Annotated in this window: 20 protein-coding genes; 12 read left to right on the forward strand and 8 right to left on the reverse strand. The window is 45.7% G+C overall.

The features are described from left to right. The coding region (locus tag ACN0QW_RS18915) for an ABC transporter substrate-binding protein (RefSeq protein WP_417433767.1) at positions 1-1,089 on the reverse strand (1,089 nt) is incomplete at its 3' end. 193 nt (positions 1,090-1,282) lie between these two features. On the opposite strand from ACN0QW_RS18915, the gene ACN0QW_RS18920 reads away from it, so the two are divergent. Then, positions 1,283-1,945: a response regulator transcription factor gene (locus tag ACN0QW_RS18920; protein ID WP_299381300.1), complete on the forward strand. Its 663-nt coding sequence runs from the start codon at positions 1,283-1,285 to the stop codon at positions 1,943-1,945. Continuing rightward, positions 1,945-3,336, forward strand: coding sequence for a sensor histidine kinase (locus ACN0QW_RS18925; protein WP_417433769.1), 1,392 nt, complete (start codon positions 1,945-1,947; stop codon positions 3,334-3,336). Before ACN0QW_RS18920 ends, ACN0QW_RS18925 begins: the two co-directional genes overlap by 1 nt. 118 nt (positions 3,337-3,454) lie before the next feature. Here the strand turns inward: ACN0QW_RS18925 and ACN0QW_RS18930 are convergent, their stop codons facing one another. Continuing rightward, on the reverse strand, positions 3,455-5,350 hold the full coding sequence (locus tag ACN0QW_RS18930; RefSeq protein WP_417433771.1) for a PhoX family protein: 1,896 nt from the start codon (positions 5,348-5,350) through the stop codon (positions 3,455-3,457). A 162-nt stretch (positions 5,351-5,512) separates the two neighbouring features. Further along, positions 5,513-6,409, reverse strand: a complete 897-nt coding sequence (locus ACN0QW_RS18935) for a LysR family transcriptional regulator (protein ID WP_417433773.1) — start codon at positions 6,407-6,409, stop codon at positions 5,513-5,515. A gap of 194 nt (positions 6,410-6,603) precedes the next feature. On the opposite strand from ACN0QW_RS18935, the gene glyA reads away from it, so the two are divergent. After that, positions 6,604-7,866 carry a serine hydroxymethyltransferase gene (gene glyA, locus ACN0QW_RS18940; RefSeq protein WP_417433774.1) on the forward strand — a complete coding sequence of 421 codons (1,263 nt, stop codon included), beginning with the start codon at positions 6,604-6,606 and terminating at the stop codon, positions 7,864-7,866. A gap of 311 nt (positions 7,867-8,177) precedes the next feature. Here glyA and ACN0QW_RS18945 read toward each other — a convergent pair whose 3' ends face one another. Further along, a complete protein-coding gene (locus ACN0QW_RS18945; protein WP_417433776.1) occupies positions 8,178-8,645 on the reverse strand; it encodes an Lrp/AsnC family transcriptional regulator in 468 nt (155 codons plus the stop codon). 191 nt (positions 8,646-8,836) lie between these two features. Between ACN0QW_RS18945 and ACN0QW_RS18950 the strand changes: the two genes are divergently transcribed. Continuing rightward, entirely contained in the window at positions 8,837-11,224 is a 2,388-nt protein-coding gene (locus tag ACN0QW_RS18950; protein WP_417433778.1) for a transketolase-like TK C-terminal-containing protein, read from the forward strand. A 115-nt stretch (positions 11,225-11,339) separates the two neighbouring features. On the opposite strand, the gene ACN0QW_RS18955 is transcribed toward ACN0QW_RS18950, so the two are convergent. The 3 genes from ACN0QW_RS18955 to ACN0QW_RS18965 form a co-directional block, all read right to left on the reverse strand. Next, entirely contained in the window at positions 11,340-13,514 is a 2,175-nt protein-coding gene (locus ACN0QW_RS18955) for a molybdopterin cofactor-binding domain-containing protein (protein WP_417433780.1), read from the reverse strand. A 4-nt stretch (positions 13,515-13,518) separates the two neighbouring features. Next, the gene (locus ACN0QW_RS18960) at positions 13,519-13,977 is read right to left on the reverse strand and encodes a (2Fe-2S)-binding protein (RefSeq protein ID WP_417433782.1); all 459 of its coding nucleotides are present in this window, start codon (positions 13,975-13,977) and stop codon (positions 13,519-13,521) included. Between the two features lie 148 nt (positions 13,978-14,125). After that, positions 14,126-14,947 (reverse strand): helix-turn-helix domain-containing protein, encoded by an 822-nt coding sequence (locus ACN0QW_RS18965; protein ID WP_417433783.1) that lies wholly within the window; start codon positions 14,945-14,947, stop codon positions 14,126-14,128. Positions 14,948-15,111: 164 nt separating this feature from the next. On the opposite strand from ACN0QW_RS18965, the gene ACN0QW_RS18970 reads away from it, so the two are divergent. After that, on the forward strand, positions 15,112-15,393 hold the full coding sequence (locus tag ACN0QW_RS18970) for an acylphosphatase (RefSeq protein WP_417433785.1): 282 nt from the start codon (positions 15,112-15,114) through the stop codon (positions 15,391-15,393). Between the two features lie 11 nt (positions 15,394-15,404). Here the strand turns inward: ACN0QW_RS18970 and lipB are convergent, their stop codons facing one another. Next, the gene (gene lipB / locus ACN0QW_RS18975) at positions 15,405-16,043 is read right to left on the reverse strand and encodes a lipoyl(octanoyl) transferase LipB (RefSeq protein ID WP_417433799.1); all 639 of its coding nucleotides are present in this window, start codon (positions 16,041-16,043) and stop codon (positions 15,405-15,407) included. 233 nt (positions 16,044-16,276) lie between these two features. Between lipB and ACN0QW_RS18980 the strand changes: the two genes are divergently transcribed. From ACN0QW_RS18980 to ACN0QW_RS19010, 7 genes are all read left to right on the forward strand, one after another. After that, the gene (locus ACN0QW_RS18980; protein WP_417433787.1) at positions 16,277-18,562 is read left to right on the forward strand and encodes an NADP-dependent malic enzyme; all 2,286 of its coding nucleotides are present in this window, start codon (positions 16,277-16,279) and stop codon (positions 18,560-18,562) included. 156 nt (positions 18,563-18,718) lie between these two features. Then, entirely contained in the window at positions 18,719-20,110 is a 1,392-nt protein-coding gene (mgtE, locus tag ACN0QW_RS18985) for a magnesium transporter (protein WP_417433789.1), read from the forward strand. 244 nt (positions 20,111-20,354) lie between these two features. Further along, positions 20,355-21,035, forward strand: a complete 681-nt coding sequence (locus ACN0QW_RS18990; RefSeq protein ID WP_299381018.1) for an SDR family oxidoreductase — start codon at positions 20,355-20,357, stop codon at positions 21,033-21,035. Positions 21,036-21,046: 11 nt separating this feature from the next. Then, positions 21,047-22,198 (forward strand): acyl-CoA dehydrogenase family protein, encoded by a 1,152-nt coding sequence (locus ACN0QW_RS18995; RefSeq protein WP_417433791.1) that lies wholly within the window; start codon positions 21,047-21,049, stop codon positions 22,196-22,198. Continuing rightward, positions 22,195-22,797 carry a 2-hydroxychromene-2-carboxylate isomerase gene (locus tag ACN0QW_RS19000; protein ID WP_417433793.1) on the forward strand — a complete coding sequence of 201 codons (603 nt, stop codon included), beginning with the start codon at positions 22,195-22,197 and terminating at the stop codon, positions 22,795-22,797. Before ACN0QW_RS18995 ends, ACN0QW_RS19000 begins: the two co-directional genes overlap by 4 nt. Positions 22,798-22,840: 43 nt before the next feature. Then, a complete protein-coding gene (locus ACN0QW_RS19005) occupies positions 22,841-23,761 on the forward strand; it encodes an ion channel (protein WP_417433795.1) in 921 nt (306 codons plus the stop codon). 130 nt (positions 23,762-23,891) lie between these two features. Then, positions 23,892-24,323 carry a DUF1489 family protein gene (locus tag ACN0QW_RS19010; protein ID WP_417433797.1) on the forward strand — a complete coding sequence of 144 codons (432 nt, stop codon included), beginning with the start codon at positions 23,892-23,894 and terminating at the stop codon, positions 24,321-24,323. Positions 24,324-24,744 lie beyond the last annotated feature (421 nt).

Raw genomic sequence — 24,744 nt, forward strand, 5'->3', positions numbered from 1 at the left:
GCGTAGAGACTTGTTCCATTGATTTATTGTTTTACGTCTTTTTACCTGATCAAGATATACCAATAGTCCGGGACCAACTTTTATAGGCTGTAAATTACTACGGGCTTGAGCGTCCAGAATTTCTTGTGGTCCACTACTTTTAACCGCGGGATGCACCGCATTTAATTTGGCACTGGTGGTGAGCAGTTGCTGCCCACGTTCTGATAGCAAATATTCTAAAAAGAGTTTCCCTGTCTCTTTGGATTTTGCTGCTTTGGGGATCAGTGCAAGGCGGGAAAGAACAGTTGTATAGTCTTCCGGGTATAGAATACCGAGATTTGGGGAGCTTTCTAATCGTGCTAAGGCATAAGACCCTAAAACATTATAGCCGATAACATACTTTCCACTGTTGACGTTATTGATGATGGCCGAAGAGTTTGTCGATAGTTTTACACCGTTTGCCCCAAAGGTTTTAACGAGGTTCCAGATGCCATTGTAATGTTCGGAATCAACACCCATAAACAAAAATCCAACACCACTACGTTCGATATCGTAGGTCGCAATACGTCCAAAAAGATCCGCGTGTCTTTCGGCCAGAAAACGTTGGAGTTCAAGGCGTGTTTTGGGCAGTGTATGGTTTTGGAAATACTTTTTACTATAAATTGTAACCGCGGGTTCCGATGTGAACCCAAAGACTTCGTTCCGCCACTGTGACCATGAGGGCATATCTTGCGCTGTTGATATTTCTACGGGCTGGGCAAACCCGTCGTTGGCAAGTTTCATCTGAAGGTCCATCGCCGAACTTATGGCGATGTCTGCTGTTACGTTATTTTTTAAAGTTTCATTTTGAATGCGTTCGTAGAGTTCAAGGGATTGTAGATCGTGATAGGCGATTGAAATATCAGGAAACAGTTGTTGAAAGTCAGCTATTATACCTTGGAAAATATCAACATCGGTTACGCTGTAAATGGTAATGACATTGTTTTCTTTTCCCGATGTTGCTGGGAAGTCAAATGCTTTGGCGTAGCTTGAGCTTATGAATAAATGGCCAGCAAGTAATGCGCTTAACAATTGGAAAATGACAAACAGTAATTTGCATAAAGCTTGCAAACCTAATGTTCTTATTATTGATAGTCTTTTAATGATCCGAGCCCCTGATTATGTGTGTGACCAATTTCTGGTTTCTGATTTTTCTTCATAACTTATGGTTCAAAGCTGTCGGGAACCTGTCATTAGAAAGAAAATAGATTTTCTTTGTTCCCGGGCTTTTCAAAACCCTTGGAACAAAGTTAGTCTTTTGCGCATGAGAATACTAGTCGTAGAAGATAATGCTGCTTTGGCGGATGGAATATCCAGTGCGCTCACCCGTATGGAAATGGCCGTCGATGTTGTTGGTGATGGGACCGAGGCAGACAATATTTTACGTACTCAGGAATTTAATCTGGTCGTCATGGATTTAAACCTTCCGGGGTATGACGGGCTAGAGATTTTAAAACGCTATCGTCAAAACGGTGGTAAAGCCCAGGTTTTAATTCTGACTGCACGGGATACATTGAATGATCGGGTCAAAGGTCTTGATCTTGGGGCTGACGACTATCTGACGAAACCGTTTGATCTTGTCGAGCTTGAAGCCAGAGTACGCGCACTGCTTCGGCGGCAGAGTGGGTTGAAATCCCCGGAAATAACAATTGGTGAATTGGTCTTTGATAGCGTTGCCCGACGTGTTTCTCTTATGAACGAGCCTTTGGACCTTCCACGTCGAGAGTTCTGTCTACTGGAACTTTTGATCAGCAGAGCAGGGCATGTTGTTAGTAAAGAGCAAATTGCCGACAGCCTCGCCAATTTTGATCAGGACATCAGTCCAAATGCCGTAGAGCTTTACATAAGCCGCCTAAGAAAGAGGTTGGCAGCAGCCAATATTAACATCAAGACTGTTCGGGGTCTTGGTTACCTTCTGGAAAAATAATGAGCTGGCAGCGCAAATCACTTCGTCGGCGTTTGTTGCTGTGGTTACTTGGAGCACTCGCCGTTATTTCTGCTCTGATGCTTTTTGAGGTCAGATCCAGCGCAACCAAAGCGGCTAATGAAGCTTATGACCGGGTATTGTTGGGGTCTGCTTTGGCTATTGCCGAACGGGTTGTTGTTGTTGGCGAACAACTGGAAGTTGATGTTCCCTACGTTGCGCTTGAAATGTTAACATCTGCTGCTCAAGACCGCGTATTTTATCAAGTAGTTGGTCCGGGGAATGCTTTTATTACGGGTTATGATGATTTGCCGGTCGTTGATGGCAATGAGATCCCTAAAAATGATTCTCCTCTGTTTTTTGATGCGGATTATCGTGGTGATGCCATCCGGGCGGGTGTGATTTCTCGTCATATTTCGGGGGGACGCCTGTCTGCTCGCTTTACTGTGATGGTGGCCGAGACCGTAGAGGGGCGAAATAATCTGATTAATGAAATGATGACAGCTGCAATTGTGCGCCAACTCGTGTTTATCTTGGTCGCTGGCATCGTCTTGTGGATAGGTATCGGGTGGGGGCTAAAGCCTCTTGTTAGATTGGAAGCTGCCCTTAATCGCAGAACGCCCTCTGATCTTCGGCCGATAGAACATGAAGTCCCGCAAGAGGTCCGACATCTGATCGATGCGATTAATGATCTGATGAAAAGATTAGGGGCGTCTATAGAGGCTATGCAGCGATTTACCGCGAATGCTGCGCACCAACTAAGAACACCATTGGCGGCGATCCAGACACAGGCAGAACTGGCCAGTGATGCAAAAGACCCAGAAGAAGTTTCTAGGCGTTTGGAGCATCTAAACCGAAGCACCAAGCAAACTTCACGTCTTATTAATCAGCTACTTAGTCTGGCTCGAACGCATCAGGAGAACGAAAATTTCCAGTCCGAAGCCATTGACCTAAAAAGGTTAAGTGAAGAGGTGACAAGAACATATGTACCTCTGGCAGTTGCGCAACGAATTGATCTGGGATTTGAGCCGCTAGACCCAACTTCGTCTGTCTTTGGAAATGGAGAACTGATTAAAGAGGCGCTAAAGAACTTAATTGAAAATGCTCTAAATTATTGTCCTGAACATTCAACGGTTACAGTTCGATTGAAACAGGGATCCAAGAATGTTGTTCTGGAAGTGGAAGACAACGGCCCGGGCGTTTCTTTGGATCAGCAGGATAAGATTTTTGAACGCTTCTATCGGTCTGAAACGCGGGACGACGAAGGGTGCGGTCTAGGGTTACCGATTATCAGAGAGATCATGGAGCGCCATGGTGGATTAATTGAATATCATGACGTCAAGCCGGGACCAGGTGCCTGTTTCAAATTAAGGTTTCCTTTAATTGTCCCCTAAGGGCATTTCTTGGAGCATTTGAGTAAACCACCGACTTTCTATTTTGGATGATTAAATAAACCAACGAGGAAGATAACTTCCTCGTTGGTTATTGACCTCTCTGACCTATTAAATCGTATTAACCGATAACAGATCCGTCATCTTTGGTGACTGCAATGATCGCTGAACGAGGTGCTGTTCCTGCGCCGCCGGGGAAGGTGCTATCGCCTTTTTCGCCGGGGTGCTGGATGCCGACAAAGACTGTTTTGCGGTCTTCGCTCCAGGTAATGCCTGTCACTTCACACTCTTTCGGGCCAACAAGGAAACGCTGAATTTCACCAGTTTCAGTATCCCCGATCAACATCTGGTTATTTCCCATTCCCGCAAAATCATCCTTGTTGGAATATTTGCCATCGGTCTGTATCCAGAGCTTACCGTTGTTATCAAATGAAATACCATCTGGTGCGTTGAACATATTGTGTGCATCAATGTTCTTTGAACCTGCGTAAGCATCTTTGTGGACCGTGGGATTGCCAGCCATTACAAAAAGATCCCAAGAGAAAGCATTTGAAGTATGGTTTTCTCCTTCTGGTCTCCAACGAACGATTTGACCATAGAGATTTGCTGCGCGTGGGTTTGGGCCCGTTACAGGTGTTTCGTCGCCACCTGCATTTGGTTTCTTGCCGCGATTTTTGTTGTTTGTCAGAGCACAGTAAATCTCTGCTTTTTTCGGATGTGATGCGACCCACTCTGGGCGATCCATCGTCGTTGCGCCAACCTTGGATGCGGCAATACGGGAGTGAATACAAACTTCAGCTTGGGATTTCAGACCTGTTGTGTCAGGGGAAAGTTCCAGCCATTCACCACTTTGGTCGCCATTGAATTTGGCAACGTAAAGCTTACCGTCGTCCAGAAGGTTTGTATTGTCGCCGCCTTCAACGAACTTTCCTTTGGACACAAAACGATAGATAAATTCGCCGCGCTCGTCATCGCCCATGTAAACCACAACATGACCGTCCTTATTGACGACAACCTCTGCATTTTCGTGTTTGAAACGGCCGAGTGCAGTACGTTTTTTGGGCGTTGATGTTGGATCACTTGGATCAATCTCGACAACATAACCCGCTCTATTTGGTTCATTCGGATTTTTACTGATGTCAAAGCGCTCATCTTCGGTGGCCCAGGCATAACCCCAGTCTTCGTTCTTGACGCCATAGCGTTTCAGTTCGTCACTTGGCGTATAGTTTTCGTCACTGCTGGAAAAATAGCCGTTGAAGTTTTCTTCGCATGCGAGATAGGTGCCCCAAGGTGTACGACCATTCCCACAGTTATTCCATGTGCCGAGTGATTGTGTGCCGGAGGGATCGGCAGATGTTTTCAACAGGTCATGGCCACGTGCTGGACCGGAAATTTTCATAGGTGAATCAGCTGTAATACGGCGGTTATATTTGGAATCTTTCACAATAGTCCAACTTTTGCCGTCTTGTTTGACCTCTACCACTGTAACACCGTGAGCGGCTTTGCCTTTGCGAATATCATCCGCTGTTTCCGGTAACTTGCTCTCACGGTTGTCGTATATGATGTTGCGGTTTGTGTATTCATTGTTAGAGATCAGCAAGTGATGCCCATCAATGGTGAACAAGGACATACCATCATTGTTATCCCCAATGGCAAGTTCCTGGCTTTCTCCGGTACCGCGCGTTTCATGATCAAAGGGAGCAGACTTGGACCATAGCTCATCCCCCCATTTGGTCACAACTTGCCATGAATACCCTTTGGGAACAGTCACGGTATCCAAAGTGTTTGCAGGAATAGGTTCAAAGTTAAAATTGCTTGCAGCTTTGGCACTAAACGGCGTTAAAGCTGTTGATCCCAAAACAAGTGCAGATGCCCCGATGGCCAAACCACCACCTAGAAAATTACGGCGGGACAAAGCTTTTTCTACAACCCGTTCAAATCCGGTTACTTCTGGGCCGGGATTTATAATTTCATCAAATTCATCAAAAGAAAGGTCTTCGTTTCTGATTTTAGTCATCTTGCACTCCTGAGCGCACGACCGCCTTGGTGGGAGTCGGCTTTATCATTTTTGAATGCTTAACGGTTACTTACTTGCCATTGCACAAATATGACACTTCTTGGAACCTTTAAAAACAAGTCAGCTTTGTCTTGTTAAGATCTATAGCGGATCAGTAAAGGGTTATTTTTCCAGTAGTGTTTTGATAATCAAATCAAGATATGGGTTACTCTTGGCCGATTGTGCTGTCGTGATGACCAAAGTCCGATCCAGTGTGAGTGGTTTGTCGAAAGGAACGGCCAGACTTCCATCTTTTAGGTGGTTTTCAACCAATGCCTTGTGGCCCATCATAATACCTGCGCCATTTCGGGCTTCTTCTATGGCAAGTCCATAGAGTGAATAAACAGGTCCATCGGTGCTTAAGGATGTATCAGGCAAGGCATGGCTAATCCATTTTGACCAGTCTTCTGCCCAGGAAGCGTCGTGGAGGCAAAGCGCTTTGTTCAGGTCTTCATGTTTATATAGTCGACTGGCAACCTGCGGTGAGCAGACGGGGAAGATGATATCCTTGCAAACTTCGTAGGTCGTGGAAAAAACATCCTTATTCTTGGAGAGGTTATCCCGATAAAAAATACTAATATCGAAAGGTTCGCGTTGAAGGTTTGGCTCTTTTTCCAAAGCCGTGACAGAGATTGTTAGTTCTGGTGCGGCCTGCCTGACAGAAGGCAGTTTGGGAGAGAGCCAGAGCTGGGCAATACTGGGAAGGGCGGCAATACGAATATGTTTAGGCGTGGCTTGCGATCGAAGTGTTTGCACAGCAAGACCAAGTTGATCAAAAGCAGCACTAAACTCGGAAAGGACGTTTTGGCCCAATTCGGTTAACTCAACGCCTTGTGATAGCCGAATGAAAAGGTCTGCGCCGACCCATGCCTCTAGTGATTTAACGTGTTGTGCTACGGCACCCGGTGTTACGCAAAGTTCATCTGCTGCGGTCGAAAAACCACCAAGTCGTGCCGCTGCCTCAAAGGCGCGGAGAGAATTCAACGGAGGGATTTGTGGCCGAGGAGGGACAATAGTCATGATATATCAGACTCAGTTTTTCTAGGCCTAAGATATAGCAAAACTGATTTGCGATGTCTATGGGATTAGCGCGATCATAAAGGTGTCTTCAAGAGACATTAACTTAAATGCGTCAGCTCAGATCAAGCTGACTTGTATATAATGGTTAAGCCTATCTAATTGGGCTGGCGCATACTTCTATAGGGATATTGCAGATGTCAGTGTTTTTTGACGCCCCAGTTACAGCAACTGATCCATTAATTGGTGAGGCTTTGCAGAATGAAAAAGCCCGGCAACAAGACCAGATTGAATTAATCGCATCTGAGAATATTGTCAGTCGTGCCGTTTTAGATGCCTTGGGGCATGAGATGACGAATAAAACGCTCGAAGGTTATCCGGGTGCACGATTTCATGGCGGCGGACGCTATGTGGATGTTGTTGAGCAGGCAGCTATTGATCGGGCCAAAGAGCTATTTAACTGCGCTTATGCAAATGTTCAGCCTCATTCTGGTAGCCAAGCTAATCTGGCTGTTTTTTTCACACTTCTCAAGCCTGGTGACAGGGTTTTGAGTTTGGATCTCGCCGCTGGTGGTCATTTAAGTCATGGTTTGGGGGCTAATCTATCTGGTCGATGGTTCGAAGCGCATCACTATGGTGTTGAACGGGGAACGGGGCAGATCGACTATCACAAACTAGAAGCTCTGGCATTGGAAATTCGTCCCCAACTGTTGATTACGGGGGGATCAGCCTACCCAAGAGAAATCGATTTTGAACGTATGGCGGCGATTGCCAAAAAGGTAGATGCGTTTTTTCATGTTGATATGGCGCACTTTGCTGGTTTGGTTGCAGGTGGTGTTCACCCGAGCCCGATACCCCATGCTGATCTTGTGACCTGTACAACCACCAAAACACTGCGTGGCCCGCGTGGGGGAATTATCCTTTCCAAGTCTGTTGACTATGAAAAGAAACTACAAGCAGCGGTTTTCCCAGGTGTGCAGGGATCAATTCATACACAGGTTCTGGCAGCAAAGGCAGTTTGCCTTGGTGAAGCTTTACAACCCGAGTTCAAGTCCTATGCAAAACAGATCAAGAATAATGCCCAAACCTTGGCAGAAACTTTATTAGGAAACGGAATTAATCTTGTCTCTGGTGGTACAGATACGCACGTTGTTCTTTTGGATCTAAGTGCACAGAAAAAGACCGGACAAGCTATTGAAAGGCTTTTAGAACGCGCAGATATCACCTCGAACAAAAATCCGATCCCGTTTGATAGTAAGCGACCTGCTGATTGGGTTGGTTTGCGTCTCGGTGTGAGTGCGGCAACAACACGTGGTATGAAGGAAACTGAATTTTCCGAATTGGGGCAAATGATCAGTGAAATGATTTTAGCTGCTGGTACTGAGCAAGAAGACACGGTTATTCAAAAATCTAAAGAACAAGTCGTAAGTATTTGTAGTCATTTCAAAGTTTACTCTTGAGAAAGTCTTAACTTAAGTTTTTGAAATGCATAATTTAAATCCACGAGGTCGGATTTTGTGGGGAACAAAAGAAGCTTCGCATAAACCGATAGCCTCTCGAATTAGAAAGGGACGCTTTTTAAGAAACGATCCTGTCTGGTTTGATAACAATGGTGATTTGTCTGTTGCGAGTTCTTTTCCTTTTATTGAACGGAAACTGCAACGAGCAAGAATCTATGGTCAAAAACGGTAACTAATTTTACCAATAATGAAGGCTGATATGTTCTGGGTATCAGCCTTCATATGTTTGCACTTACTAATTCGAGGTGTGGTTAGGGCGTTCGGGAAATACCGGATTTTACTCGCCGGATGGGGATGGATGATTCGATGGACGCCACCCCGTTGATTTTGACCAACCTCTCAATCATCAGGGCTTCGAATTCTTTCAGACCAGTGATGGCAATGCGTAAAAGGTAATCTCTGTGTCCGGTCATTAGCCAGCAATCGACGACCTCTGGAAATTTCAACATTTCAGTTTCGAAGTTTTCGATGGCGGCATCAATTTGTTTGTCGAGCTTGACGGATACAAACACAGACATTTCATAGCCTAGGGCAACCTCGTCGATCAAGGCGACATAACCCGTAATAATACCTGTGCTCTCAAGATGTTTAAGCCGCCTGATAACCGGGGTTACGCTAAGGCCAACGCGTTGGCTGAGTTCTGCTGCGGTGATCCGCCCATCATTTCTCAGCTCGCGTAAGATTCGAATATCTATCTCGTCTAAATTAGGTGAAGCCACTAAAAAATCCTTAAAAGTATTAAATTCACCTAACATCTAAATCAAATTACCTACAAATAGCAAGATATCGCTTTTTATTAGGTGGTATCTTCTAATATTGAACAATAGTTACCCCTAATAACTTTACTGCAAGTAACATTTAGGAATGTATTTTATTGTTCCCTGAGTTTGAGTGTTGGGAGGAGAGCGTCGTGTCTAAACAAGCGAGCCAAATAAAAATTAATTATCTTAAAACAATCGAGCAAAGACTGCTGTGGCTTTCACATTGGATGATCCACAATGCCAATCATCTGCGCGCCAAGGAAGATGGTATCAAGGTCGGGGGGCATCAGGCGTCTTCAGCCTCTATGGTGTCGATTATGACGGCGCTTTATTTTTCTGCTCTGAAACCCGAAGACCGTGTGGCTGTTAAACCTCATGCATCACCAATTTTCCATGCCATGCAGTATCTCATGGGTAATCAAACCTTGGAAAAGATGCAAAATTTCAGGGGTTACAAAGGTGTACAGTCTTACCCTTCACGAACAAAAGATATCGATGATGTTGATTTCTCTACGGGCTCAGTTGGCTTAGGTGTTGCGATAACATCTTTTGCGTCTCTGGTTCAGGATTACATTCAGGCAAAGTCATGGGGGCAAGATCTTTCGCTTGGGCGCATGGTTGCCCTTGTCGGGGATGCGGAACTGGATGAAGGTAATATATACGAAACCCTGCAAGAGGGGTGGAAAAACGATCTTCGTAATACTTGGTGGATTATTGACTATAACCGCCAGTCACTTGATGGTATCGTGCGCGAAGGATTGTTTCAACGCATAGAGCAAATTTTTGACGCCTTTGGATGGGATGTTGTCCGGGTAAAGTACGGTTATCTGCAACGTGCTGCCTTTGAAGAACCGGGCGGGGAGAAGCTAAAAAACTGGATCGATAACTGTCCGAACCAGCTTTATTCTGCTCTGACCTATATGGGGGGTAAAGTTTGGCGCGAACGTCTGATGGATGCCTTGGGCGATCAAGGAGATGTGACTGCTTTGATTAACAAGCGCAGCGATGATGAGCTTGCCGAGTTGATGGAAAATCTGGGCGGTAACTGCGTTCAGACCATGGCAGAAACATTCGATGCTATTGATCATGACAGACCTGTTTGCTTCTTGGCCTATACTATCAAAGGATGGGGTACACCGATTGCTGGGCATAAGGACAACCACGGTGGCTTGATGAACAAGCCTCAAATGACTGAGTGGCAAACCCATATGGGCGTGCCTGAAGGTCAGGAGTGGGAAAAATTTGCTGCCGTTTCTGATGTAAAGGGATTGCAAGAATTTCTGGATAAAACGCCTTTCTTTGCCAAGGGGACGCGGCGCTATTCTGATGCGGTTGTAGAGGTTCCTAAAATCGAGTTGGCAAGCGATCGCGAAATTTCGACCCAGATGGGCTTTGGTAAGATCCTGGATGATCTGTCTAAAGGAAGTTCTGATCTTGCGCAGCGTATTGTAACCACATCACCGGATGTGACGGGAACAACAAATCTCGGCCCGTGGGTCAACCGTCGGAAACTCTTTGCCCGGAGCGAACAGAGCGATACCTTTATTAACGAGAAAATTCCCTCAACTGCGAAATGGGAATTCACCCCCGAAGGTCAGCATATCGAACTCGGTATTGCTGAAATGAACCTCTTTCTGCTTCTTGGTGCTGCTGGTCTATCTCATTCTCTGTATGGTAAGCGCCTGTTACCAATCGGTACTGTTTATGATCCCTTTGTTGCCAGAGGTTTGGATGCGCTGAACTATGCTTGTTATCAGGATGCGCGCTTCATGATTGTCGGCACGCCATCAGGTATCACTCTGGCACCGGAAGGCGGGGCGCATCAATCTATTGGGTCGCCGCTGATTGGTATGTCTCAGGATGGTTTGGCTGCGTTTGAGCCTGCCTTTGTGGATGAGTTGGCAATCATCATGCAATGGTCTTTTGATTATATGCAGCGTGATGGCGAAGGTGAGCCAAACGAACGCACCTGGCTTCGGGATGAAACAGGAGGATCTGTTTATCTGCGGTTGACCACGAACCCGTTGGAACAGCCGGGGCAAAGATCAAATGCAGACTTTGAGCAGGGCGTTATTGATGGGGCTTATTGGATGCGTAAACCGGGCCCCAACTGTGAGTTGGTGATTGTTTATCAAGGTGCCGTTGCTAATGAAGCCATTGATGCAGCAGGTAAATTGGCGCAACACAATCGTGATGTCGGTGTTCTTGCGGTGACGTCAGCTGATCGTTTGAACGCGGGATGGACTGCGGCGCAACGTGATCGCAGTCGCGGCAATCGTCAGGCCACTAGTCATGTTGAGCAGCTATTCTCTCGTTTGCCAAAGCATTGTGTTGTTCTTACTGTGATTGATGGCCACCCGGCAACACTGTCATGGCTTGGGGCTGTTGGAGGGCATCGCACAATTCCCCTTGGTGTTGAGCACTTCGGTCAGACAGGCACGATTGGCGATCTTTATCGTCACTTTGGTTTGGATTCAGAATCAATTGCCAAATCTGCAAACAACGCCTTACAAACGCCCTATGAAATAGCGTCATAAAGTATGCAGTTTGTATATTGATGGCCTTTGTAATAGGCCATTTCATCTAAATAAAAACAAGCCGAGGCAATATTACTTGCCTCGGCTTGTTTGGTTCTACGGTCTAGCTTAAGGACTACACCAAATCGGGCATACCTTCGCTAAACGGAAGTTTGGTTACCATCTTGCCTTTTGCGGCAAAAATTGCGTTTGCGACGGCGGGCCCAATGGGCGGGACACCGGGTTCACCAACACCAGTTGGTGCAGCTTCGCTTGGAACGATGTAAACATCGACTTCCGGCATATCTGTCAGGCGAAGAGGCTCGTAATCATGGAAGTTGGATTGATCAACGATACCTTCGTCCATTGTGACAGCATTACGAAGAACTGCACCTAAACCAAAGCCGATCCCGCCTTCCATTTGTGCTTGAACAACGTCAGGATTGACCACTATCCCGCAATCTACAGCACACCAAACCTTTTCAACTTTTAAAACGCCGTCTTCATCAAAGCTGATTTCGGCGATTTGTGCGACCACAGAACTGAAACTTTCGTGAACTGCAACACCGCGATATCGTCCCTCGGTAATTGGTGAGCCCCAATTTGCTTTTTCTGCCACCAGATTAAGTGTTGCCAGATGGCGAGGGTGGTCCTTCAGCATTGAACGGCGGAAATCAACGGGATCTTTTCCTGCTTTACTTGCCAGTTGATCAATAAAGGTTTCCGTTGAATAGGCGGTGTGTGTAGAGCCGACGGAACGCCACCAGAGAACAGGTACCTTTACATTCGTTGTGGTTAGGTCAACAGATAGGTTAGGTATGGCATAGGGGAGATTGGCGGCACCTTCTACAGATGTAGCATCTACTCCATCTTTTACCAGAAAGCCTTCGAACGCGGTTCCTGCGACGATAGATTGTCCGACGATTGAATGCTGCCATCCCGTGATGTTCCCTTGATCATCAAGTCCGGCTTTGAGTTTGTGGTGATAGGCTGGTCGATATCTGCCACCTTGAATGTCGTCTTCCCGGGTCCATACCAATTTAACAGGCACGTTACCTTTGGTAACTTTGATGATCATTGCTGCTTCTGAAACCATATCGGAATCAGATGTTGCGCGACGACCAAAGCTACCACCAGCAAGTTGGGTATGAATTTTGACCTGTTCAGGATTTAGCCCAAGGATGGTCGCAACAGTATGTTGATCACCCGTTGGGATTTGTGATCCAGTCCAGACCGCGGCACCTTGATCGGTTTGCTCAATCACACAATCCAATGTTTCCATTGGTGCATGGGCGAGATAGGGAAAGTCATAACTGATTTCAAGTGTGTGTCTCGCTTCTGAAATAGCCGCTATTGCATCCCCGTCATTACGAGCAGGTAAGCCTGGTGTTTTGGCTAACTCACGGTACTCAGCCATGATCTGTTCTGTGCCACGCATTTCTGCTTGGCTGTCATCCCAATCTACTGTGATTGCGTCACGCGCTTTTATAGCTGCCCATGTAGTTTTAGCCATGACGGCAACACCGCGGGGTGTTGTAACAGAACCCACATAACCTTTGATGTTTTTGGCGTCAGTATCATCAAAAGACTTAACCAGTCCGCCAAACCGTGGCGGGCGTTTTACAACGGCGACAACCATTCCCGGGCGACTTATGTCCAAAGTATAAATTGCTGTACCATCGGTTTTTGGTGCAATGTCTTTACGATTGACATTATGCCCGATGAGTTTGAACTGATCAGGTGTTTTTAACTGAACTTTTTCCGGAACTTGTTGTTGATACGCTTTTTCAGAGAGTGCGCCAAAAGTTTGTTGTTTGGATGATTTCTCGTGCTTTACGATGCCGTCAGAGACGGTGATTTCTGATACGGGAACATTCCATTCTGCACTCGCTGCCTGTACCAACATTGCACGGGCCTTGGCGCCAGCCTCACGAAGCTGCGTCCATGAATTCGCGATGGCTGTTGATCCGCCCGTTCCCTGATAGGGCCCCCAAAAGAGATTGTTATATTTACTTGCATCAGCTGGGGCAGATTCAATGCGGATTTGATCCCAACTTGCGTCAAGTTCATCGGCAAGGATTGTGGCTAAACCAGTGTGGCTACCTTGTCCGAATTCGATGTGTTTTGCGATAACAGTGACCAGATTATCCGTACCAATGCGAACAAATGCGTTTGGAGAAAATTGTTGACCCGGGACGGCCGCAACAACACCTTTACCTGTTATGTGGAAGCCAATAAGCAACCCGGTGGTTACGCCAGCACCTTTAAGGAATGTACGGCGGCTTGAAGTTAGTGTTTTTGTTGTTGTCATGTTCTTAAGCCTCCATCAGATCAGAAGCGTGATGAATGGCTTTTCTTATCCGGACATAGGTCGCACAACGACAAACATTGCCGTTCATGGCTTCATCGATTTCTTCGTTGCTTGGTTTGGGGTTTTGGGCGAGCAATGAGGTTGCCGACATAATTTGACCCGATTGACAGTAACCACATTGGGGAACTTCTATTTCTTCCCAAGCCGTCTGAATGGCTTTTGCTGCTTTTCCGTTAATGCCTTCTATCGTCGTGATATTAAGGTCGGCAGCATCACTAACAAGTGTTTGGCATGATCTTACAGGTTCGCCATCAAGGTGGACCGTACAGGCACCGCATAGTCCTGCGCCGCAGCCAAATTTTGTTCCTGTTAGTCCGATTTCGTCACGGATCACCCACAATAAAGGGATGTCGGGATCGACGTCTACTGATCTTTGCTCATTGTTTAATGTGAAAGTAATCATGGTTAAGTTCCTGACAAGTTCTATGTTTATGGCCTTATTCTTACGTATGGCTATGACATGAAAATAGAAACGATCAGGGGATTATAACAGATCCGTTCTTGGGATAGTTTATAAAGATCTTGGGGTGTTTGGGTGTTTTAGGTCTGATTTAGACCTTAACGCCTCTATATTTGGCGGGGGTAATACCTGTTAACCGCCGGAACGTTTGAGTGAAATTACTCTGGCTGTTGTATCCGACTTGATATGCAATTTCCGCTGTCGAATCCCTTGATGTCATCAAAAGGGATTTAGCTTTTTCAATTCTTCTTTCTGCAAGAAAGCGATGTGGCGGTAGTGCTGTTAAGTCTTTAAACATTTTTGCGAAATGATAGCGGCTCATTGTTGCAACATTGGCAAGCTCATCAAGTGTCATCTGTTTGTCTAAATTATCTTCGATATATTCAATAACACGCTTAAGGCGGGGATCGCGATGTTGAGTTGTAGTATCTTCGATGCGAGCATAAGCGCGATAGAGGTGAGAGGCCAAAGCAAGTGTCATTGTATCCCGATAGAGTGTTGAATAGGCATCATCTTCTTGACTGGAATCATAAAGATTCAAAATTAGCTGGAGAATGGTTGGATCTTCTAGGCAGCATACAGGAAGATCAGGAATGGCTTGCCCTTCTGGCAGTACATCGCGTAATGTTTGCAGGGGGAGAATAAGACGCAAGCTTCGCGAAGATGTCTCGTAGCCACAATGAATATTAATGCCCGAGGGCACCATCCATCCTGTTCCAGTATTATAATGCGCTAGATTGCCTGATCGATATCTTTTACTAACGGGTGTAAGTGCATAATTCAGGGTTAATTCACTCGTTGAGAGAACACAGTCGCCGGGTGCAATATCGTTAATTTCAATTGTTCCTGTTCGCCATGAGTTTGATAACGAACCCAGCGTTTCCAGCTTTTCAACTAATCCTGTGTTTAACATCAATCTACTCCCCAATCCGTTCTTCTAAATAGGTATGGGAAAAGGAAACCACAACTTTCTATCGATTAATTATTTTTGCTTTTCAATATTTTCATAGCAATACAATAGTATGATCATATATGCAGTGAAGAAATCACGCTCTAAACCTTGGAATGAAAACAGCAATGACAACTAAACAGGTGAAACTTTTAATATCAGGCCGAGTTCAGGGCGTCTGGTACCGTAGATGGACGGTTGATGCAGCTCAAAAGCTGAGTCTTGCTGGGTGGGTTCGAAATTTGCCAACGGGACAGGTTGAAGCCGTTGTCAAAGGAGAGGCGGATAAGATAGATGTTTTGGTCAAGTTATGTCATGAAGGGCCTGAGCACGCCAACGTGATCTCTGTCGAAGAAACTGTTGATACATCTGTCTTGGGCAATGAAATGGAGTTTGTTCAAATCAGGTAGTGGTGTTCTCCTCAGACAGGCAAGTCTTCTGGTTTAAAAACCTCGAAGAAAGCTTCTTTCATTGCTACATCCAGATCTTCCATAGAGACGCATAGCCCCAGATCAACGAGTGAGGTCACCCCGTGTTGATTAATGCCGCAGGGCACAATGCCTTCAAAGTGGGATAAATCGGGGTCAAGGTTTATGGAGATCCCGTGAAAAGTGATCCATTTGCGGACTCTGACACCGATCGCGGCGATTTTGTCTTCGCGACCATTTCCGCGATCAATCCAGATTCCGACCCTGCCTTCGCGGCGTTCGCCTTTTACATTGAATTTTACCAATGTCCGTATAATCCATTCTTCCAGATTATATACAAATTTGCGAACATCTTTGTTATAGAGGTTAAGATTGAGCATAACGTAGGCAACACGTTGTCCCGGACCATGATAGGTGTATTGTCCACCCCGGCCGGCATCATAAACTGGAAAACGATCAGGATCGATTAGGTCTTCTTTATCAGCCGATGTCCCCGCTGTGTAGAGGGGAGGGTGTTCCAATAACCAGACCGTTTGCGGAGATTCGTTAGTGAATATTTTTCCGACACGGTCTTCCATAAAATTCAGAGCATCTTGGTAGCTCACGTGGTTTTCCGTGATGCGCCATTCGATTCCCAAGTCTTCATGCGTGGTATCTGGGTCATTCATTGGTCTATCATTTGTGAGTACTTGGGAATTTTTCACGGTTTTACTCATCGTATCTATGGCATCCCATGGATTGCTATGTTTTAATCGCGTCAGGGTGTCGCTTTTATGCGTCACACTGTCAAGACCGTCATTGGCAGGAACGAGCCGTTCCCAATTTATATATAAGGCATCGACTGCCCTAAGGAGCAATAAACTTTATGACGCAAGACCTGCGCGACGCTGCATTATTCTATCACCGCTATCCAACACCTGGAAAACTTGAAATTTCAGCAACCAAGCCGCTTGGCAACCAGCGAGATCTGGCTTTGGCCTATTCCCCCGGGGTTGCTGCGGCTTGTGAAGTCATTGTTGATGACCCAGCCGAAGCTTCTACCGTGACCTCACGCGGTAATCTCGTGGGTGTTATAACAAATGGTACGGCTGTTCTCGGGTTGGGGGCAATTGGTCCGCTTGCATCCAAACCGGTTATGGAAGGAAAAGCGGTTCTTTTTAAAAAATTTGCAGGGATTGATGTTTTTGACATTGAGGTTGATGAAACCGATCCCGAAAAATTGATTAACGTCATTTCAGCGTTAGAGCCAACTTTTGGTGGTATTAACCTGGAAGACATCAAAGCGCCAGAATGTTTTATTGTCGAAGACGCGCTTCGGGAAAAAATGAACATTCCCGTATTTCATGATGATCAGCACGGTACTGCGATTATCGTGGCCGCAGCAATTTACAATGCGCTGCGCCTTGTGAAAAAGAAGAAAAAAGACGTCAAAGTCGTGGCTTCTGGTGCCGGTGCTGCTGCGCTAGCCTGTCTAAACCTTTTGGTTTCCTTGGGCATTGATCGCAAAAATATCTGGGTTACAGATATTGAAGGCGTCGTCTACGATGGTCGTGAGAAACTTATGGATCGCTGGAAGTCTGTTTTTGCACAGAAAACGGATGCGCGCACTTTGTCTGATGTTATTGAGGGTGCAGATATTTTCTTGGGCCTTTCTGCACCGGGTGTTCTTAAACCTGATTACGTAAAGCGTATGGCCAAAGATCCGATTATTATGGCTTTGGCAAATCCGACACCTGAAATCATGCCCGAAGAAGTCAAGGCGATCCGCGATGATGTCATTATGGCGACCGGACGTTCTGATTATCCAAACCAAGTTAATAACGTTTTGTGTTTCCCATACATCTTCCGGGGTGCGCTGGATGTTGGGGCAACAGCGATCAACGAAGAAATGAAGGTCGCCTGTGTTAAGGCGATTGCTGATCTTGCGATGGAAGAGCAGGATGAGATCGTTATCAAGGCCATGGGTGGCGAAGCCAAGAATTTCGGCCCGGACTATATTATTCCCAGCCCCTTTGATCCACGTCTGATTTCTATTATTGCCCCGGCTGTTGCCAAGGCTGCTATGGAAACAGGGGTGGCCAGTCGTCCTATTGAAGATTTTGATGCTTATTGCGAAAAGCTGAAACGCTTTGTCTATCGTTCCGGCTTGGTGATGAAGCCTCTCTTCGAACGTGCGAAAAAAGATCCCAAACGGGTTATCTATGCCGAAGGCGAGGACGAGCGGGTATTGCGGGCTGTGCAGGTGGCGATTGATGAGAAAATGGCGGTGCCGATCGTCGTTGGCCGTCCCGATGTTGTGCAGATGCGCATGGATAAGGTGGGCATTAAGCTCAAAGTCGGAAAAGACTTTGAAATCATTAACCCACAGGACGATCCTCGTTATAACGACTACTGGACGACATATCACAGTTTGATGGAACGTAAGGGGATTTCGCCCGAAACGGCCAAAGTGATCGTACGGACACGTAATACCGTTATTGCGGCCCTTGCCGTTTATCGGGGCGATGCTGATGCCATGATCTGTGGTGTGACTGGTGGCTATCATCGCCATCTTAAGCACGTTCGCGGGGTTCTCGGACTTCAGGATGGTGTCTCCGACTTCTCGTCCCTTAACTTGATGCTGATGCCAAGCGGCACTTACTTCATGGCGGATACATACGTTACGCAGGAGCCAACGTCTCAACAGCTGGCTGAAACGACTATTCTTGCCGCAAAACATGTGAGCCGCTTTGGGCTTAAGCCACGGGTTGCGTTGCTCTCTCACTCTAACTTTGGTAGCTCAGATAGCGAATCTGCCTGTCGTGTGCGCAAAGCTCTCTCTTTAATTGAAGAGATGGACCCAGAGCTTGAAGTTGATGGTGAAATGCATGCAGATGCGGCTCTGGATACTGAACTGCGCAATCGGGTTTTCCCGAATTCAAATCTAACAGGGCCTGCAAACCTTTTGATTTTCCCGAATCTTGATGCGGCTAATATTGCCTTTAACCTGATGAAGACTGTCGAGGACGGTTTACCTGTCGGGCCGATCCTGGTCGGTGCGGCTCAGCCTGCGCATATTTTAACGCCTTCTGTAACAGGAAGAGGGGTTGTTAACATGACCGCTATTGCTGTAGTTGATGCACAGAACAGAGAAAGGCGGATTAAAAAATAAACGCCTGATAAAAATTGCACCTGATTAGGTACTAAGGCCTGATTAGGTACTAAGGAGGGACATTGCATAAAATGGTAATGTTCCTCCGGTATTTAAAAGTAAGAAAAGTAAGTGCAAAAATCTGCACCACAAATATAAGCGGCAGAGGATGAGGTGATGGAAGATACAAAAAACAGTAGCGATCTTCAAAATCTCACCGAAGACGAAAATTTTGGTCTCTCCTCTGATCTTATTCATGCTGTTGAGGATGCTCTTGAAGAAAGTAGGAATTCCGATGTTGAAGATCTGGTTGAGGGCCTTCACGAAGCTGATACTGCTGATCTGCTTGAAATTCTGGGGCGGGATGAACGTTATCGTCTGATGGAGGTGATCGGGGCCGGATTTGATCCTGAAATTCTCCCTTACCTTGATGAAACAATCCGTGAAGAAATCATAGAATGGCTGGGGCCGCAGGGCATCGCTAAACTGGTTCAGGAACTAGATAGTGATGATGCTGTAGAGTTGGTTCAGGACCTGGATGAAGATCACCGGATGCATATCCTTGCGGCGTTACCACAAGCTTATCGTCGTGTCATAGAAGAAAGCCTCAGTTATCCGGAAGATTCTGCCGGGCGTTTGATGCAACGGGAAATCGTTGCTGTCCCATCGGTATGGACCATTGGCGAGACAATCGACTACATGCGTGTTAGTGATAATCTGCCCGATGATTTTTATGATATTTTTGTCGTAGATCCCCGTCATCATCCCGTTGGTTTTATACCGGCAAGTCGGGTGATGAGGTCGCGTCGTCATGTGCGCCTAGACGAGGTAATGGACGATGATATGCGTATCATTCCGCTAGAGCTTGATCAGGAAGATGTCGCGCACATGTTCCGGCAATATGGCTTGATTTCGGCTCCGGTGATTGAGGCAAGTGGACGCTTGGTCGGAGTTATTACGGTTGATGACGTTGTTGATGTTATTGATGAAGAAGCTGGCGATGACCTCATGAAGATGGGGGGCGTGAGCGAACCCGATCTTTATGAAGATGTGGCGGATACAACGAAAGCTCGTTTTACTTGGCTTGGGGTTAACCTTTTAACTGCTGTTCTGGCGTCACTTGTTATCAGCCTTTTTGATGCAACGATTGAAAAGGTTGTTGCCCTAGCTGTTTTGATGCCGATTGTCGCGTCAATGGGGGGTAACGCAGGTACTCAGACCTTGACGGTGGCTGTACGGTCACTGGCGATGAAAGATCTTTCCGAAGCCAATGCTTCCCGCTTCATCGGAAAAGAGCTGATTATCGGCATTATCAACGGATTTCTTTTCGCCATTTTAACTGGGGTTGTGACTTGGCTTTGGTTTGATCAGGCTGCATTGGCCTTGGTTATCGGCGCGGCAATGATTATCAACATGGTCGTGGCTGGTTTGTGCGGAACGCTCATTCCTCTTGGTTTGGAAAAGTTTGAAATTGATCCTGCGGTGGCGTCGAGCGTATTTTTGACAACCGTTACTGATGTTATTGGCTTTTTTGCCTTTTTAGGGCTCGCAGCAGTTTTCTTACTTTAATACTTGTTGTTACAAACGACATGTCAAAAATAACTATTTGTTTTGTTTAAACGCAATTGGTTAAGGGCACTGAAGTCAAACTCAAATTCACAATCTCAGATCTCCTTATGATAGATAATTCCAAAATCAGTGTTAACTACGCAAGTTTGATTAGCTTGCAGTGTGTTGACTGAAAATGGGAAAGGGGTAAGGTGCGCGAAGGACAAAATATGTCCATCGGGATAACAGACTATGGGGTGGCCACGTGCCAAGTGTCTTAATCACAGGTGCCAATAAGGGTATCGGACTTGCTTTTGCACAATCATTTGCTGTTGACGGGTGGAAGGTTCATGCTTGCTGTCGTCAGCCAGACAAAGCCAAGGGCCTGCAAGGTATCGAAGGCGATATCAGTATCCATAAGCTGGATGTCACAGATGATTTGCGTGTGGCAAGTGTTGCACGTGGCATGCTTGATGAGAAGATTGATGTCCTAATAAACAATGCTGGTTATTTTGGTCCTCGCCTTGGGTTTGGAGAAATCGATTACGAAGACTGGGCGCATACCTTTGCTGTTAACACAATGGCTCCCTTGCGTGTGGTTGAAAATTTTATTGAACACGTTAGCGGAAGCGATCGAAAGCTGATTGTTAATGTTTCCAGTAAAATGGGGTCTGTTGCTGAAAATGAAAGCGGCGGAGCTTATGTTTATAGATCATCAAAAGCCGCATTGAATGTGGTAACAAAAAGCCTGTCTGTTGATCTTAAAGAACAGGGGGTCACGGTTATCTGTGTTCATCCTGGTCATGTCCAGACCGATATGGGCGGCGAACAAGCACCCCTGACGATTGCAAAGTCGGTATCAGGATTACGCAAGCTGATTGGTAAGGTTACGCACGAGCAAACCGGACAATTCTTTAATTATGATGGAACTATAATTCCCTGGTAAGAGGTACTTCTATGTCATCACGCTTTAGCGAAGAGCAAACTTTAATCCGCGAGACAGCTCAATCATTTGCGCGTGAGCAGCTCGCCCCCTTTGCCGCAGCGTGGGATAAAGAAGCAACGTTCCCTCGGGATGCAGTTAATGCACTTGGCGAACTGGGGTTTATGGGGATGTTGGTGCCGCCGGAATATGGTGGTGCTGGTACAGATCATATTTCCTATGTCTTGGCACTGATTGAAATTGCGGCCGGGGATGGTTCCTGTTCGACGATAATGTCAGTTCAAAATTCCTTGATGTGTTCACCGATTTTGAATTACGGCAGTGATGATCAAAAAGAAACCTATCTTAAACCTTTGGCATCTGGTGAGTTGTTAGGCTGTTTCTGCTTAACTGAACCAAGTGCAGGTTCTGATGCTTCCGCTTTGGAAATGAAGGCGAAAAAAGAGGGCGATCACTATATCCTCAATGGATCGAAGCAGTTCATATCTACGGGTAAAAATGCTGACATCGCAGTTGTTTTTGCTGTGACTGATCCTGATGCGGGCAAAAAGGGCATTTCTGCCTTTATTGTACCGACCAAAACGCCCGGGTTTTCCTGCGCGAATATCGAAGACAAGCTTGGTCAACATGCTTCTGACACGGCACATTTGGTTTTTGACGATTGTAAAATTTCTAAAGACAATCTGTTGGGTGCCGAAGGTGAGGGGTACAAGATAGCCCTTTCCAATTTGGAAGGCGGGCGTCTTGGGATTGCGGCACAATCCATTGGTATGGCACGCAGTGCTTACCAAAGGGCAAAAAGCTACGCTAAAGAGCGTAAGGCCTTTGGTAAGGAAATCGCCAAACATCAGGCTGTGGCTTTTCGGTTGGCAGATATGGCAACGTCTTTACAAGCTGCAGAATTAATGTTGTTAGAGGCCGCAAGGCTGCGTGACAATGGCGAGCCCTGCTTGAAAGAGGCATCTATGGCCAAACTCTTTGCATCTGAAATGGCAGAGCGTGTGTGCTCAGATGCTATACAGATCCACGGAGGCTACGGATATCTTCGTGATTATGAGGTCGAACGGATCTATCGTGATGTTAGGGTATGTCAAATATACGAAGGCACATCTGATATACAGCGTCTTGTTATCAGTCGTCAGATTTTACAAGAAGATGATGTATGAATAGGGTGCTGGATTTTTATTTTGATTTCTCCAGCCCCTATGCATATTTCGCAGCAATGGATGTGGACAAGCTTGCTGAACGGCATAGTTTAAGGCTTCATTGGCATCCTATTTTACTCGGGGCTATTTTTAAGAAAACCGGCGCGCAGCCACTTCTTTCCATGCCATTAAAGCAAGACTATGCCCAGCATGATCTGGAACGCACGTCGCGCATAAACAAAGTACCCTTCATAATGCCGCCAAAGATGCCTTTTATGTCTCTTGCTGCGTGCCGCGCTTTTTATTGGTTGGAAAGGCAGGATCGCATAGTTGCAAGCTCTTTTTCAAAGAACCTCTTTAAAGCCGGATATCAAATGGGGCTTGATATTTCAGATAGCAGGATAGTCGTCGACGTTGTTGTTGCTCTTGGCTTCAAAGAAGATGACGTCTTGGCCGGATTAAAGGATCAAAGCATTAAGGACGAGGTGCGCTCTGCTGTAGATAACGCGCAAGATGCAGGGGTTTTTGGTAGCCCTTATTTCATTTTTAACAGCGAACCCTTCTGGGGGTATGATCGAATGCCTATGCTGGACGAGTGGATCACGCAAAAAGGGTGGTGATTTGGTGATTTGTTGATGAGGTACGAAACGAGGGGAGTAGGCAATGCCGACTGTTAAAAGCGGAAGCTGGAAAGCAGCAGGCTTTACAGCGTTTATTTTTCTTCTCGTGGCTTTGGCAATCGGTTCGGTGAACTTTGTACAGCTCATTGTCTATTTTTTTGCAGTCGTATTTAACGTTGTATATCTTTACAGTGTTTTTCCCGGCAGCCGTTTCTTTTCTATATCTGTTGCAAACTTTATAGCGCTCTATACCTGTTTATTTAGTTTCTTTGTCACCACAAACTTTAGCTTTGTGAGTGGTGAACTATTGGGCGTCGGATATTTTATGCCGATTTTGGGCTTTTTTGTCGGTACCTGGAGTAATAGGAAATTAATTAAGTCCGTTGTTGTGGAGCACCGAAAAAATGCCAAAGGCTTGACGATAAAATCTGTTAAATGGCTGGTTCCCGTTAGCTTTATTGGTATTGCAACGTTTTTTATTCCTGAAAATTCAATTCCTGTTCTTATGGGGGATATTCTTTTCCTCGTATCTATGGGGGGGATTACTCTTGTCGTCAGCCTTGTAAGTAAAGACGTTGCGACATTTCTTTTAGAAGCAGGTCTTTTGTTCGAGGAATTCTTCCTTCGCATAGAGACGCTTGTGATGCCTGCGTTTGCTTTTCTGACATTCTATTCCATGAATGTTATGATCTTTGGCTTTCTCTATCGTATCATTGATCATTACAGCGCCGTGACGCACTTCTCAATTCAAGGTGAAGTTCGTGCAATATCCTTTATTGAGAGTTTGTACTTTTCGATGATTACACTCAGTACCGTCGGTTATGGTGATATCATCCCCATAACCGACGGCATTAAAGTCGTTGTCTCTATTCAAATTGTTGTCAGTGTGATGCTCTTGTTGTTTGGATTTTCTGAAATTATGTCCTATTCAAGACGTACTCCTATAAAGAGAGAGCAAAAATAATCAAAACATGTGAGTGGTGAGGCTCTAATATGCCTTCGTTGCGATCTTTTTTGTGTTTAGATCTTTCGGTATAGTGGCCTTTCCTGTGAATAGTTTGTTGATCCGTAATTAGTTTATTGAGTTGCTATCTATGCCCTTGCATTTGATTAAATTATCCGTCGGTACCGAGAGCCCTGAAACTCTCGAAGAATTTCAAGCCCTTCGTTTGGCGCAATATGGGGAAATTTTTCATCAAACAAGAATGTTTCCTAAACGGCGTGACGAAATCATTAGTGGTGGATCTATCTATTGGGTGATCAAAGGCCAAGTGAGGGCACGACAGCTAGTAAAGGATATTGTCCGGGTTGAGGATAGCGAGGGAAAACCAATGGCACGCTTTATCCTGGACCAGAAACTGATTCGGGTAAAAAGTCGTAAACATCGGCCTTTTCAAGGATGGCGGTATTTAAGGGCCGAAGATTCGCCCGTTGATGTGTCTGGTTACGAATCGTTTGGTGATAGCGAATCAGAAAAAATGCCAGAACAAATGGTCGAAGAACTAGAGAAACTGGGACTTTTGTAAATGGCATCAAAAAAAAATCATTATTTTGCTTTTTTCTATAGACAAGATCCCACTACCTCCTTATAACCCAGCTTCACCGGCGCAGACAACGGTGACACACTGAAAGACGCGCTGGACGGTTAGAAAAAAGTTCAAACAGTACTTGCTCTTATTTTTAATCGACTTATAATAGACAGCCTTGGCAATGTGGTTTTACATCACATATTAAGCTAAGGTTACATATTCTAAGAAAATATATGGTGAAAAAAGAGCTTATAGCTCTCTATCGTCATGCTTTTCGGGGTCGAGTTTACTTGGTTCTGGTTTGTAAATTGTTGTTTGACATTGTTGATATGAATTGGAAGGGATGCGTGGACGGCGGTTTGTTGTTTATGACAACGAGCTAGCTAGTTTCATGTATCTTATTCGAAATAAGTTACAC

Source organism: Kiloniella sp., from assembly GCF_048259265.1.
Lineage (GTDB): Bacteria > Pseudomonadota > Alphaproteobacteria > Kiloniellales > Kiloniellaceae > Kiloniella.